The sequence below is a fragment of the Aeromonas sp. R10-1 genome (assembly GCF_040908465.1).
GTDB classification, from domain to species: domain Bacteria; phylum Pseudomonadota; class Gammaproteobacteria; order Enterobacterales; family Aeromonadaceae; genus Aeromonas; species Aeromonas caviae.
The window spans coordinates 136,564-149,543 of the sequence record NZ_JBFODT010000005.1 but is presented as its reverse complement, the minus strand read 5'-3'; the positions used below and the strand labels follow the sequence as shown (position 1 = coordinate 149,543).

The window sequence follows — 12,980 nt, the reverse complement described above, 5'->3', positions numbered from 1 at the left end:
TTGCAACGCGGGCTTATTTCTTGCCCGGGTTGTCCCAGATCCCCTCTTCAAGCTGGCTGCGCAGCTCGGGGTATTTGTTGGCATCGAAGGTCGGCACGCGGCCCACCTTGAGCTGGTCGTTGTAGTCCTTGGCCAGCTTGATGGCGACGCCGGAGAGCAGCAGGATGGCCACCAGGTTGACGATGGCCATCAGCCCCATGGAGACATCCGCCAGAGCCCACACGGTCGGCAGTTCGCCCACGGAGCCGAACATCACCATGCCCAGCACGAACATCCGGAACAGCATCAGGCCGCCCTTGTGGTTGTGCTCGAGGAACACCAGGTTGGTCTCCGCATAGGAGTAGTTCGCCACGATGGAGGTGAAGGCGAAGAAGAAGATGGCCGCTGCGATGAAGATGTTGCCACCGCCGCCCACCTGGGAGGAGAGCGCGCGCTGGGTCAGCTCGACACCGGTCACGCCGGAACCCGGCTCGAACTGGCCGGACATCAGGATGATGGCGGCAGTACAGGTACAGATGACGATGGTATCGAGGAAGACCCCCAGCATCTGCACATACCCCTGGGAGGCCGGGTGCGGCGGATAGGGGGTGGCAGTGGCGGCAGCATTGGGGGCAGAGCCCATGCCCGCCTCGTTGGAGAAGAGGCCGCGCTTGATGCCGTTGATCATCGCCTGGGAGATGGCATAGCCCATGGCGCCGGAACCTGCCTGCTCGATGCCGAACGCAGACTTGATGATGAGGGCGAAGATACCCGGCAGCTCGCTGATGTTCATGAACACCACGAACAGCGCCATCAGGATATAGGCGATCGCCATGAAGGGCACCACCAGCTCGGCAAAGCGGGCGATGCCGCGAATGCCGCCGAAGATGATGAGACCGGAGAGCACCACCAGGGCCAGACCGCTCACCCAGTCAGGGATACCGAAGGCAACGTTCATGGCCAGGCTGATGGAGTTGGCCTGCACCGCGTTGAACACCAGACCGAAGGCCAGCAGCAGGCAGAGGGAGAAGACCACCCCCATCCAGCGCATGCCGAGGCCGCGCTCCATGTAGTAGGCGGGGCCGCCGCGGTAGTTGCCATCCTCATCCTTGACCTTGTAGAGCTGGGCCAGGGTGCTCTCCACGAAGGCGGTGGCCATGCCGATGAAGGCGATCAGCCACATCCAGAAGACGGCGCCAGGGCCACCCAGATAGATGGCGACGGCCACACCGGCCAGATTGCCCGTCCCGACACGAGCCGCCAGGCTGGTACACAGAGCCTGGAAGGAGGAGATGCCGGCGCTGTCGGATTTGCGACTGTTGCGCAGGACCGAGAACATGTGGCCGAAGTGGCGGATCTGGATAAAGCCCAGGCGGAAGGTAAAGAAGATACCGACCCCGATCAGCAGGTAAATGAGCACGGCTCCCCACATCAGGTCGTTAATCATTGCAATCAAGGTGTCCATAATTCTCTCGTTGTTATCACATCCATGGCCAGTCTGCGCTGACCGCTCTCTGTCAATTTCCGAACCAGCATTGCGCCGAAGGGGCGGAATCTAGCATAGGGAGGGAATTCAGAATAGTGACAGGGCTCACTGGGGAGACAAAAAACGAGCAATTTGATGCAAAAAAGCTTCATTTAGCACGCAATAAATCAACAAAAATTGATGTGCAACCCAGCCCCTCACAAATTAGAGCCAATAGAGAACCATTTTACAACTCATCCCATGGGGGTAAAAACCGCTGAGTGAAACGACATCAGGGAGACAAGCGTTTGCCTCTCATGCCTCATCGGCAAGGGGTTGTAACGCAAAACGTTTTACACGTAATTAAATTTCAAGTAGCTGACAGAACTATTTATGTGACCTCCCGCACAAATTCATGAATCCACCAAAATAATTGCGCTTTTCCATGTCGGAGCCAGCCGCCACACCATGAATAAAACTCGTTTTTTATCAAACACTTTCACTCGACAGCCGGTACCGCTTTCACCACCTGGCTGATTCGCATACAAGCCCCCCTATTGCAGGATGCGCCACATCCGTATTAATTAGGCAGGCAATGACGATGGGGCCTGCCCATCGCCCCTTTCTGAGCCTGAGCCGCCGGGATCTTGTAATTTAATTTCAGAACTGCCGTCTCATGCCCACCACCCTGGGATTGCTCCCTCATAAAGAGATGATATTTGCCATGGCCGATAAATTGACCCAGCTGAAAGCCCTGACCACAGTGGTTGCCGATACCGGCGACATCGAAGCCATCAAGCGCTACCAGCCCATCGATGCCACCACCAACCCCTCTCTGGTACTCAAGGCCTCCGAGATCCCCGAGTACGCAGCCCTGATCCAGGACGCCATTGCCTGGGCCAAATCCCAGAGCCAGGACAAGGCACAGCAAATCATCGACGCAGGCGACAAGCTGGCGGTCAACATCGGCCTCGAAGTGCTGAAAATCGTCCCGGGCCGCATCTCCACCGAAGTGGACGCCCGCCTCTCCTTCGACACCGACGCCAGCATCGCCAAGGCCCGTAAGCTGATCCGCCTCTACAACGAAGCCGGCATCAGCAATGATCGCATCCTGATCAAGCTGGCCTCCACCTGGGAAGGGATCCGTGCCGCCGAGGTGCTGGAGAAAGAGGGTATCCAGTGCAACCTGACCCTGCTGTTCTCCTTCGCCCAGGCCCGCGCCTGTGCCGAAGCCGGCGCCTTCCTCATCTCCCCCTTCGTGGGCCGCATCCTCGACTGGTACAAGGCCAAGAACGGCCGTGACTACACCGCCAGTGAAGATCCGGGCGTGGTCTCCGTCACCGCCATCTACAACTACTACAAGCAGCACGACTACCCGACCGTGGTCATGGGCGCGAGCTTCCGCAACACCGGCGAAATCCTGGAACTGGCCGGCTGCGACCGCCTGACCATTGGCCCCGCTTTGCTGGAAGAGCTGAGCAAGGCCGAAGGCACCGTGGTGCGCAAACTGGACTACACCGGCGAGCGCACAGCCAAACCGGCCCCGATGACCGAAGCCGAATTCCGCTGGGAGCTGAACCAGGACGCCATGGCCGTCGAGAAGCTGGGGGAAGGCATCCGCCTGTTCGCCATCGACCAGGGCAAGCTGGAAACCATGCTGGCAAGCCACCTGTAAGGCCGCTCGCCACACGGCTCTCACAGAGCGAAGTGGCGCCGCAAAAACCGGGCTCCCGAAAGGGCAGCCCGGTTTTTTTGTGCCTGTTTCCGGTTGTCACAACTTCGTCATAAAAACGTTTTATTTTCAAAGGCGTCGTGTTATACGGATGGTGAAAACCATAAAACCAAGGAGGGAGCCATGGACATGTTCAACTTCGATTTTGACGAGGTCGTTGAGCTGGGTTCACGTAGCCGCGGGACAACGGGAAAAAAACGCAAATGGCGTGAGATTGAGGCGCTTAAAGACAAGCACCGCCTGCAAAAGGAGCTGCAGGCCATCGACATCGCCTATGAAGGATCGGACGACCTGGAGCTCTGATACGCCCACGTCGCCCATGTTTCACTCCAACGAGTGGAGCCATAAAAACAGCGCCCCGGATTGACCGGGGCGCTGTTTTTATGGGTGAACCTCCTGTCAGGCTGCAGGCAGCGAGAGCTGTTTGGCCAGCGCCTGGAAGTGCTGGCTTACCTCAGCCCCGAACAGGGGATCATTGATGGCCCGGTTCTGCCAGAGCTGTTCGAGATGACGCCAGTCATCCTCGGTCAGGGAGTCGCGCAGATGGGGGAAGATGACCCCTTCCTCATAGTTCATGTGCGCCTCCTGCTGCTCGATGAACTGCTCCAGACGGGCCACGAACTGATCCAGCGGGATGACCGCATCCATCAGGATCATCTCCACCATCTCCTTGAGCTCGGTCCCTGCATCCAGCAGACGGGCGTGCTCCTCGTGCAGCCGGTTGGCCACCTCCCCCTCCACCACCCTGTATTTCAGGTAGTAGTCATAAATCATGTCTTCCTTCGGGTGGTGGTACTTGTCGGATACCTCGCGCAGATAATCCACCACATCCCGCAGCAGGAAGTAGCTCACCGGCTGCTCATTGCGAATGGCCGCCAGCTTTTGCTTGAGCAGCGTCAGCAACCGGGTGATGTTGAGGTGGTCCTTATGCAGACTGGATAACATGGGCACTCCTTGCACTGAAATGAGAAAACGTCTGTCTCGAGTATACGGTCATTTATTGCCTGAACTTTGCACTCAATCAAGTCGGATGCAGACAGCGGCTGCACCAGCCTCTCACCACAGGGGGCACAGGGGACACCATTTCCCCTGTGCATGCACGGCGTCAGGCCGCCGGATCGGCGCAGACCGAGAGCCAGTCGATGGGACTGAGTCCTTGCTGGACCAGCAGGCGATTGGCCTCGGAGAAGTGGCCGCAACCGATGAAACCGCGATGGGCAGAGAGCGGGCTGGGATGGGGGGCGCTCAGCACATGGTGGCGCGACCGGTCGATGAAGCGCCCTTTCTTCTGGGCATGAGCGCCCCACAGCAGGAAGACGACGCCCTGGCAATGGGCATTGATTCGCTCGATGACCCGATCGGTAAAGGTCTCCCACCCCAGGTGGGCGTGAGAGTGCGCCATGCCCGCCTGTACCGTCAGCACCGTATTGAGCAGCAGCACTCCCTGTCTGGCCCAGGATTCCAGGAATCCGTGATTGGGTGTGACAAAACCCGGCAGATCCCGCTGCATCTCCTTGTAGATGTTGACGAGGGACGGCGGCGTGCGCACTCCGGGCAAGACGGAGAAACAGAGGCCGTGCGCCTGGTCCGGGCCGTGATAGGGATCCTGCCCCAGGATCACCACCTTGACGTCATCCAGCTCGGTCAGTTTGAAGGCATTGAAGACCTCGGTCGCCGGGGGATAGATCACCTTGCCCGCCTCCCGCTCGGCCCTGACGGTGGCCAGGGTGTCCATGAAATACGCCTGCTCTTTCTCCGAACCAATCACATCTTTCCAGGTCAGCACACCCGTCTCCTCTCGTTGTGGATCCACTCCTTCCATCCTGGCTGGCATGCCAGCCTCTCCCCACTCCCCGCCTTCTGTCCAGCTTGGCACCGCTATCTCCTCGGTCAATAGAGCAAGGGGCTCAGGATAGGGTCCTCGCCCCCAAGACGCAACCGCATGGAGGTCAGGCTCAGCCTTGCCAGCCTGGGAAGTGGCGGCGGCGTTCACGGGCAATGACCGGTACTGCGTCGACACAGGAATAACAGGACGTCCTTCGGACAGGCCTCTGGGCAGGCCGGTTTTCGCTGACGCCAGAAATAAACCCTAAAGGTGTAGTTAAATTACTAGATATGAATAATAAAAAATGCATAATTCATATATCTTACAAAAACAGAAAAATGATCTGTTTTTGATTCAACTCAATGATTTAATCCCTTTCAATGCACGCAAAATGGGGTTTTATTGATTTGGATCAATTTTCGTAATATTACCGTCGTGGTATATATGGCCCCAACGAAGTAAAGGTGTAAGGCAAGGCCCCGTTAAATCATTCCTTCCAAGAGGTGGTTTAAAAACATCAGGGTAATGTGCTTACCGTTGAATCCGCTTTCCTATGAGGAGTCATACCATGATCAAGGGCATCCAAATCACCCAGTCCGCCAACGCCGCTCTGCTGAACTCTTTCTGGCTGCTGGACGAAGAGAAACAACAGGCTCGCTGCATCTGCGCCAAGGGCGACAGCTTTGCCGCCGATCAGGAAGTCAGCCTCTCCGACCTGGGTCAATTCGAATACCGTGAACTGCCGGTTCAGCAAGAGCCTGTGGTCGAAGGGGGTCAGCACCTGAACGTCAACGTACTTCGCCGCGAAACCCTGGAAGACGCCATCGCCAACCCGGAAAAATACCCGCAGCTCACCATCCGCGTCTCCGGCTACGCCGTGCGTTTCAACGCCCTGACCCCGGAGCAGCAGCGTGACGTGGTCACCCGCACCTTCACTCAGAGCCTGTAAGGCGCCCTGCGTAAAGAGATAAAAAACGGCCCCTCGGGCCGTTTTTTCATGGGTGATGATCGCCGCCGGAACCTGGGTCAGCTACGCAGGTCCACCGGCCTTGCCACCACGGGTTTCGCCAGGGCGTCCTGCATGGTGGCCTCGTCGAGCTGATCGCAGTAACGGGCCACCACCAGGGTCGCCACCCCGTTGCCGATGAGGTTGGTCAGGGCGCGCGCCTCCGACATGAAGCGATCAATCCCGAGGATCAGCGCCAGCCCGGCCAGCGGCAGATGCCCTACCGCCGAGATGGTGGCTGCCAGCACGATGAAGCCACTCCCCGTGACTCCGGCCGCCCCCTTGGAGGAGATAAGCAGCACCACCAGCAGGGTGAGCTGATGGAACAGGTCCAGCGGGGTGTTGGTCGCCTGGGCGATGAAGACGGCTGCCATGGTCAGATAGATGGAGGTGCCGTCCAGGTTGAATGAGTAACCGGTCGGGATCACCAGACCCACCACCGATTTCTTGCAGCCCAGCGCCTCCATTTTCACCAGCATGCGCGGCAATACGGATTCCGACGAGGATGTTCCGAGCACGATCAACAGCTCTTCCCGGATATAGGCAATAAAGCGCACAATGCTGAAGCCATTGCCTTTGGCGATACTGCCGAGCACCAGAAAAATAAACAGCAAGCAGGTCAGATAGAAGCTAGCAATTAATTGCCCCAGCTGAACCAAAGAACCAATACCGTATTTCCCTATGGTGAATGCCATGGCGCCAAATGCCCCGACTGGCGCCAGTTTCATGATCATGTTGATGATGCCGAAAATAACCTGGGAGAAACCATCGATGATATTGAAGATGGGTTTTCCCTTCTCCCCGATATGATGCAGGGAAAATCCGAACAGGACGGCAAACAGCAACACCTGGAGTATATTGCCGCCGGCAAAGGCACCGATGACGCTGGCCGGTATCACATCCAGCAGGAAGGGAATTATCCCCTGGGACTGGGCCTGATCCGCATAGACGGAGATGGCGCTGGCGTCGAGTGAGGAGGGATCCACATTCATACCGGCCCCCGGCTGCAGCACGTTGACCACGCACAGACCGATGATCAGGGCCAGGGTGCTCACCACTTCAAAATAGATCAGCGCAATGGCACCGGTTTTGCCCACCGCCTTCATGCTTTCCATGCCGGCAATGCCGGTGACCACGGTACAAAAAATGACGGGGGCGATGATCATCTTGATTAATTTAACGAAGCCATCACCAAGGGGTTTCATATCTGCGCCCAGACTCGGATAGACATGTCCCAGACATATTCCGATGGTGATTGCCAATATCACCTGAAAATAGAGGCTACTGACAATTTTCTTGTGCATGCTCAACGTCCTGTTAATAAGTGTGACTCCACTGACAGCAAATAACGCATGCAGCAGTCTGCGGCGAGAAATAGGGTTATCTCACCCGCTTCATACCTTTTTGCCATCCTGACGGTCGCTACTTTTGCATGTCATAAGAAGCAAATAAGAGACATCAATCACACAACATATTTAACATCATTAACACCACAGAAACATGGTCGCAATGGACGCCGAAGAGCACCAAATGAAAATGACGGAAATAAAAATGCCCCGCATGGCGGGGCATTTTTGATAGTAAAAATCGCGATCAGGCGGAGGTATCGAGGGGCTCGAAGCCCTTGACGAGATCGTCGATGGCCTTCATCTGCTTGAGGAAGCCTTCCAGCTTCTCCAGCGGCAGAGCGCTCGGGCCGTCGCAGCGGGCAATTTTCGGATCCGGGTGGGATTCGATAAAGAGACCGGCCAGGCCCACCGCCATGCCGGCACGGGCCAGCTCGGTCACCTGCTCGCGGCGACCGCCGGAGGCCGCTCCCAGGGGATCACGGCACTGCAGGGAGTGGGTGACGTCAAAGATGACCGGATAGCCGCCGGTGCTCTTCTTCATGACGCCCAGGCCCAGCATGTCCACCACCAGGTTGTCATAGCCGAAGTTGGCACCGCGCTCGCAGAGGATCAGGCGATCGTTGCCACACTCCTCGAACTTGTCGGTGATGTTCTTCATCTGGCTTGGGCTCAGGAATTGCGGCTTCTTGATGTTGATGACGTTGCCGGTGCGGGCCATGGCCTCCACCAGATCGGTCTGGCGCGCCAGGAAGGCGGGCAGCTGGATGACGTCGACCACCTCGGCGACCGGTTTGGCCTGATGGGGCTCATGCAGATCGGAGATCACCGGCATGCCGAAGGTCGCTTTCAGCTCCTGGAAGATCTTCATCCCCTCTTCCAGACCCGGGCCGCGATAGGAGTGGATGGAGGAGCGGTTGGCCTTGTCCCAGCTCGCCTTGAACACGAACGGGATGCCGAGCTTGCTGGTAACTTCCACGTACTTCTCGCACACCGCCATCGCCATGTCGCGGGATTCCAGCACGTTCATGCCGCCGAACAGCACGAAAGGTTTGTCGTTGGCGACGTCGATCTGGTTGACCTTGATATTCTTCTGTTCCATCTCAGGGATCCTTAATGGAGGGGTTTGGGACTGAGGTCCAGGGTGGCCAGCTGGGTTTTCAGCACATCGGCCACGGGATCATCAGGGCATTGTTCAATAAAGTATTCGAAATCGTCGGCGGCAAAGCGCGGGCAATCGAGTTGCTCATAGATGAAGCCCCGATCCCGCGTCTCCAGCGGATCGCCGGGCTTCATGCGCAGCAGCAGCTCGCTGCAGCGCAACGCCTCCGTCATGCGCTCCTCACGCAGCAGGGCGCCCTTGCTGACATTGAGCAAGCGCTCGATGATCTCCCACTGCCCCGATGGCTGCAGATGATCATCGCTCAGACTCGCCAGGTTGCCGAGGGCACCGCGCAGCAGCAGTTCGATGCGGTGCCGGCTCAGTTCATCACCGTTGAAGGGGTCCACATAGACCTCCCCGTCCAGACCGGCAAAACTCAGGAGGAAATGGCCGGGGAAGCAGATCCCCTCCACATCCAGACCTATCTTGCGACCCAGCTGGATGAGGAGGATGCCGAGGCTGACCGGGATCCCCTTGCGCCTTGCCAGCACCTGGTCCAGATCGCAGTTGGCAGACGAGAAGTAATCCTGCCAGTCGCCACGAAAGCCCAGGGTCTGGTAGAAACCCTGCAACAGCTGACGGCGCACCTCGTCGCAGTCTCCCTCGGCAATCGTCTCGTCCAGCCAGGCATCGAGGAGGGCAAGCTCGGCCTCTCCCGTGCCGCCATGGCCCCGGATCTCGTCGCTCACCGACAGCGCCAGCTCGGCCAGATCGTGAGCCTCGAAGTCGGTCCACTCATCCACACGTATCATCGTCATCCTTCCTAGCCGAACAGGCTGGCCTGCTTTTGCACCGCAAGCTTGGCGATAAAGAAGATCCACCCCAGTGCGCCCAGGAAGGCAAACCAGCGGATGCCGTTGCTACGGGCCAGGCGCAGCGCCATCATGGCCAGAAACGCCACCACCAGGATGGACGTCAGCTTCTCGGCCAGCCAGGGAATGGCGTTGTTGAGGGGGTTGAGACCCAGCACCATGCAGAGCAGCGCACCGGAGAGCACCACCAGGCCGTTGAGCCAGCCGCTGATCTTGAGGGTGCGGGCGCCCCCTGCCAGCGCGGAGCCGGTCTGCAACCAGTAAAAGCGCAGGATAAACATCAGCACGGCCCCGGCAATCAGGGTGAGGTGCAGATGCTTGAGAACAACATACATAAGATTTCCTTGAACAGGGGCAGACCGGGCCCGCCCGTCATATCACTGAGCCAGGCGCCCCAGGGTCACCCGCTCGTTATCGCCGTAATCGCGCACGGTTTCCACCTGGACGTAGCCTTGTTGCAGCAGGAGTTGACGCACCGCCTCCCCCTGATCCCAGCCGTGTTCCAGCAACAGCCAGCCACCTGGCACCAGATGGGCGGGCGCCTGGGTGACGATGAGGTGGATATCCGCCAGCCCCTGCTCCTCCGCCACCAGGGCGGAGCGCGGCTCGAAGCGCACGTCCCCCTCGTGAAGATGGGGGTCCGTCCCGTCGATATAGGGCGGGTTGGAGACGATCATCGCAAAGCGCGGTGCATCCGACAGCGGCGCAAACCAGCTGCCGTCGCGCACCTCGATGGGCAACCCCAGGGCTGCGCTGTTGGTGCGGGCCAACGCGGCCGCGGCCGGCATCCTGTCCACCGCCCATACATCGGCATCCGGTCGCTCAGACTTGAGCGCAAGGGCGATGGCACCGGTGCCCGTGCCCAGATCCAGCAGGGCGCAGGGGCCACCCGGCAGGCGGGCCAGCGCCTGTTCCACCAGCACCTCGGTATCCGGGCGCGGGATCAGGGTGGCCGGGCTCACTTTCAGCGGCAGCGACCAGAACTCCCGCTCGCCGATGAGGTGGGCAATGGGCTCACCATTGAGGCGACGGGCAAGCCAGCCCGCCAGGGTCGCCTGCTGGGCGGCATCGAGCTCGTGCTCCGGCCAGGTCATCAGATAGCTGCGCCGGCAATCCAGCAGATGACAGAGCAGGGCATCGGCGTCGGCACGGGGGGATTCCCCGGAGGCCAGGGTCGCCATGATATGGGCGCGGGCCTGCTGGATCTGCATCAGTTGCTCTCGGCCAGGGAGGCGAGCTGATCCGCCTGATACTCCTGCACCAGGGGGGTGATCACGCAGTCCAGATCCCCTTCCAGGATGTCGCCCAGACGATAGAGGGTGAGGTTGATCCGGTGCTCGGAGAGACGCCCCTGGGGATAGTTGTAGGTGCGGATGCGCTCGGAGCGATCCCCGGAGCCCACCAGGTTGCGGCGGGTACTCTGCTCGGCGGCGCGGTGGCGTTCGTCCTCGGCCGCCTGCAGGCGAGCGGAGAGCACCGACATCGCCTTGGCGCGGTTCTTGTGCTGGGAGCGCTCGTCCTGGCACTCCACCACCAGCCCGGTGGGCAGGTGGGTGATGCGGATGGCGGAGTCGGTCTTGTTGACGTGCTGGCCGCCGGCACCGGAAGCGCGGAAGGTGTCGATCTTCAGCTCGGAGGGGTTGATCTCCACCTGCTCGGCTTCCGGCACTTCGGGCAGCACGGCCACAGTACAGGCGGAGGTGTGCACCCGGCCCTGGGATTCGGTCTCGGGGACTCGCTGCACCCGGTGGCCGCCGGACTCGAACTTGAGGCGGCCGTAGACGTGCTCACCATCCACCTTGGCGATCACCTCCTTGTAGCCACCGTGTTCGCCGTCATTGCAGCTGACGATGGAGACACGCCACCCCTGACGCTCGGCGTAGCGGGAGTACATGCGGAACAGATCCCCCGCGAAAATGGCCGCCTCGTCGCCACCGGCACCGGCACGGATCTCCAGATAGCAGTTGTTGTCATCCTTGGGGTCGCGCGGCAACAGCATCACCTGAAGCGCCTGCTCCTGCTCCTCGAAGGTCGCCTTGGCGAGCGGCAGTTCCTCCTGCGCCATCTCCCGCAGCTCGGCATCCTCTTCCTCCAGCATCAGCCGGGTGGTGTCGAGGTTCTCTTCGGCCTGGCGGAAACGCTGGAAGGCGTGAACGATATCTTCCAGCTGGGCGTATTCCCGGGTCAGGGCGCGGTATCTGTCCTGATCCGAGGCGACCCCGGGCTCCCCGAGCAGGGCCTGTACTTCTTCATGGCGCTCGATGAGGCCTTCCAGCTTTCTGATCAATGAGGGGTTCATGACTCTTGGATTCTCGATGGAGGACGGGACGGCAAAGGGCCGTCCCAACACTATGATTCTTGTGACAATCCCAGCACCTGACGCAGTTGGGCCAGCTTGTGGCTGTCCCCCTGAGCGGCAGCCTGGCGCAGGGCCTGGGTCGGTGCGTGGATCAGCTTGTTGGTGAGGCGATGAGCCATGGCCTTGAGCGCCTGCTCGGCATTTTCACCCTGTTGCAGGGCCAGCAAGGCCCGCTGCAACTCTTCGTCGGCGACCTGCTGTGACTGATGGCGATAATCGCGAATGAGATCCACCGAGTGCTGGCTGCGATACCAACCCATGAACTCGTCGCGCTCTTCCTGCACGATGAGTTCCGCCTCGGCGGCCGCCCGCTTGCGGGTCTCCAGGTTCTGCTCGATGATGCCCTGCAGATCGTCCACCGTGTAGAGATAGGCATCGGAGAGCTCGTCCACCTCGGCTTCGATGTCGCGGGGCACGGCGATATCCACCAGGAACATGGGCTTGAAGCGACGCGCCTTGAGCGCCCGCTCCACCATGCCCTTGCCGATGATGGGCAGGGGGCTTGCCGTGGAGCTGATGACGATGTCCGCCTCGTGCAGGTAGTCCGGGATCTCCTCCAGGGTCATGACCTGGGCACCGAACTCCTCTGCCAGCAACTGGGCCCGTTGCAGGGTCCGGTTCGCCACCATCATCCGGGTCACGCTCTGCTCGCGCAGATGGCGGGCCACCAGTTCGATGGTTTCGCCGGCGCCCACCAGCAGCACCTTGGTCTGGGAGAGATCGGAGAAGATACGGCGGGCCAGGCTCACGGCGGCGAAGGCCACCGACACCGCGCTGGCGCCAATCTCGGTGTCAGTGCGCACCCGTTTGGCCACCGAGAAGGATTTCTGGAACAGGCGCTCCAGGGATCCTTTCACCGCATCCGCCTGCTGGGCGTGGGCGTAGGATTGCTTGATCTGCCCCAGGATCTGCGGCTCCCCGAGCACCAGGGAGTCGAGGCCGCAGGCCACCCGCATCAGGTGTCGCACCGCTTCCTCGTCCTGGTGCCGGTAGATGGCGGAGAGCACCTCGCTCGCCTCCAGCGCGTGGAACCGCTGCAACCAGTTCAGCACCTGCTCCCCCTGCCCCTGCTCTAGGCTGCAATAGAGCTCGGTGCGGTTGCAGGTGGAGACGATCACCGCCTCGCTGACGCCAGGCTGCTCCACCAGCTCACGCAGGGCGCGATCGATGCGGTCCGGGCCAAAGGCGACCCGCTCCCGCAAGGCGACACTGGCGGTGTTGTGGTTGATTCCGAGGGCAAGCAGACTCATGGGTGGGTGATGATCGTTTCATGCACAGGGTGTAGAGGCCGACA

The 12,980-nt window shown here is 60.1% G+C and carries 13 protein-coding genes; 3 read left to right on the top strand and 10 right to left on the bottom strand.

What is annotated here, in order from left to right; all coding sequences use genetic code 11:
- Positions 1-13 precede the first annotated feature (13 nt).
- Positions 14-1,444 carry a sodium:alanine symporter family protein gene (locus AB5Y93_RS01970; RefSeq protein WP_043155782.1) on the bottom strand — a complete coding sequence of 477 codons (1,431 nt, stop codon included), beginning with the start codon at positions 1,442-1,444 and terminating at the stop codon, positions 14-16.
- Positions 1,445-2,168: 724 nt separating this feature from the next.
- Between AB5Y93_RS01970 and tal the strand changes: the two genes are divergently transcribed.
- Both tal and AB5Y93_RS01960 read left to right on the top strand, forming a co-directional pair.
- Positions 2,169-3,119 (top strand): transaldolase, encoded by a 951-nt coding sequence (gene tal / locus AB5Y93_RS01965; protein ID WP_010673859.1) that lies wholly within the window; start codon positions 2,169-2,171, stop codon positions 3,117-3,119.
- 180 nt (positions 3,120-3,299) lie between these two features.
- A complete protein-coding gene (locus AB5Y93_RS01960; RefSeq protein WP_010673858.1) occupies positions 3,300-3,479 on the top strand; it encodes a DUF3545 family protein in 180 nt (59 codons plus the stop codon).
- A gap of 96 nt (positions 3,480-3,575) precedes the next feature.
- Here AB5Y93_RS01960 and AB5Y93_RS01955 read toward each other — a convergent pair whose 3' ends face one another.
- A complete protein-coding gene (locus AB5Y93_RS01955) occupies positions 3,576-4,121 on the bottom strand; it encodes a hemerythrin domain-containing protein (protein WP_041212588.1) in 546 nt (181 codons plus the stop codon).
- A gap of 160 nt (positions 4,122-4,281) precedes the next feature.
- On the bottom strand, positions 4,282-4,962 hold the full coding sequence (gene ung, locus AB5Y93_RS01950; RefSeq protein ID WP_368228810.1) for a uracil-DNA glycosylase: 681 nt from the start codon (positions 4,960-4,962) through the stop codon (positions 4,282-4,284).
- 607 nt (positions 4,963-5,569) lie between these two features.
- On the opposite strand from ung, the gene grcA reads away from it, so the two are divergent.
- Entirely contained in the window at positions 5,570-5,950 is a 381-nt protein-coding gene (gene grcA, locus AB5Y93_RS01945) for an autonomous glycyl radical cofactor GrcA (protein ID WP_010673855.1), read from the top strand.
- Between the two features lie 77 nt (positions 5,951-6,027).
- On the opposite strand, the gene AB5Y93_RS01940 is transcribed toward grcA, so the two are convergent.
- The 7 genes from AB5Y93_RS01940 to hemA all read right to left on the bottom strand — a co-directional run bounded on the left by AB5Y93_RS01940 (position 6,028) and on the right by hemA (position 12,936).
- Positions 6,028-7,311: a dicarboxylate/amino acid:cation symporter gene (locus tag AB5Y93_RS01940; RefSeq protein ID WP_368228716.1), complete on the bottom strand. Its 1,284-nt coding sequence runs from the start codon at positions 7,309-7,311 to the stop codon at positions 6,028-6,030.
- 289 nt (positions 7,312-7,600) lie between these two features.
- On the bottom strand, positions 7,601-8,455 hold the full coding sequence (gene kdsA / locus AB5Y93_RS01935) for a 3-deoxy-8-phosphooctulonate synthase (protein WP_039039605.1): 855 nt from the start codon (positions 8,453-8,455) through the stop codon (positions 7,601-7,603).
- Positions 8,456-8,466: 11 nt separating this feature from the next.
- Complete coding sequence (locus AB5Y93_RS01930) at positions 8,467-9,267, bottom strand: SirB1 family protein (protein WP_042015581.1); 801 nt, start codon at positions 9,265-9,267, stop codon at positions 8,467-8,469.
- A gap of 11 nt (positions 9,268-9,278) precedes the next feature.
- Complete coding sequence (locus tag AB5Y93_RS01925; RefSeq protein WP_042880800.1) at positions 9,279-9,662, bottom strand: SirB2 family protein; 384 nt, start codon at positions 9,660-9,662, stop codon at positions 9,279-9,281.
- Positions 9,663-9,704: 42 nt separating this feature from the next.
- Positions 9,705-10,538, bottom strand: a complete 834-nt coding sequence (prmC, locus tag AB5Y93_RS01920) for a peptide chain release factor N(5)-glutamine methyltransferase (RefSeq protein ID WP_368228715.1) — start codon at positions 10,536-10,538, stop codon at positions 9,705-9,707.
- Complete coding sequence (gene prfA / locus AB5Y93_RS01915) at positions 10,538-11,626, bottom strand: peptide chain release factor 1 (RefSeq protein ID WP_039039601.1); 1,089 nt, start codon at positions 11,624-11,626, stop codon at positions 10,538-10,540. Before prfA ends, prmC begins: the two co-directional genes overlap by 1 nt.
- 50 nt (positions 11,627-11,676) lie before the next feature.
- On the bottom strand, positions 11,677-12,936 hold the full coding sequence (gene hemA / locus AB5Y93_RS01910; protein WP_041212583.1) for a glutamyl-tRNA reductase: 1,260 nt from the start codon (positions 12,934-12,936) through the stop codon (positions 11,677-11,679).
- Positions 12,937-12,980: the final 44 nt, after the last annotated feature.

Coding starts and splice junctions, on each gene's coding strand:
- tal (WP_010673859.1), top strand. CDS start 2,169: ATGGCCGATAAATTGACCCAGCTGAAAGCCCTGACCACAGTGGTTGCC.
- hemA (WP_041212583.1), bottom strand. CDS start 12,936: ATGAGTCTGCTTGCCCTCGGAATCAACCACAACACCGCCAGTGTCGCC.
- prfA (WP_039039601.1), bottom strand. CDS start 11,626: ATGAACCCCTCATTGATCAGAAAGCTGGAAGGCCTCATCGAGCGCCAT.
- grcA (WP_010673855.1), top strand. CDS start 5,570: ATGATCAAGGGCATCCAAATCACCCAGTCCGCCAACGCCGCTCTGCTG.
- AB5Y93_RS01970 (WP_043155782.1), bottom strand. CDS start 1,444: ATGGACACCTTGATTGCAATGATTAACGACCTGATGTGGGGAGCCGTG.
- AB5Y93_RS01925 (WP_042880800.1), bottom strand. CDS start 9,662: ATGTATGTTGTTCTCAAGCATCTGCACCTCACCCTGATTGCCGGGGCC.
- AB5Y93_RS01955 (WP_041212588.1), bottom strand. CDS start 4,121: ATGTTATCCAGTCTGCATAAGGACCACCTCAACATCACCCGGTTGCTG.
- AB5Y93_RS01940 (WP_368228716.1), bottom strand. CDS start 7,311: ATGCACAAGAAAATTGTCAGTAGCCTCTATTTTCAGGTGATATTGGCA.
- kdsA (WP_039039605.1), bottom strand. CDS start 8,455: ATGGAACAGAAGAATATCAAGGTCAACCAGATCGACGTCGCCAACGAC.
- prmC (WP_368228715.1), bottom strand. CDS start 10,538: ATGCAGATCCAGCAGGCCCGCGCCCATATCATGGCGACCCTGGCCTCC.
- AB5Y93_RS01930 (WP_042015581.1), bottom strand. CDS start 9,267: ATGATACGTGTGGATGAGTGGACCGACTTCGAGGCTCACGATCTGGCC.
- AB5Y93_RS01960 (WP_010673858.1), top strand. CDS start 3,300: ATGGACATGTTCAACTTCGATTTTGACGAGGTCGTTGAGCTGGGTTCA.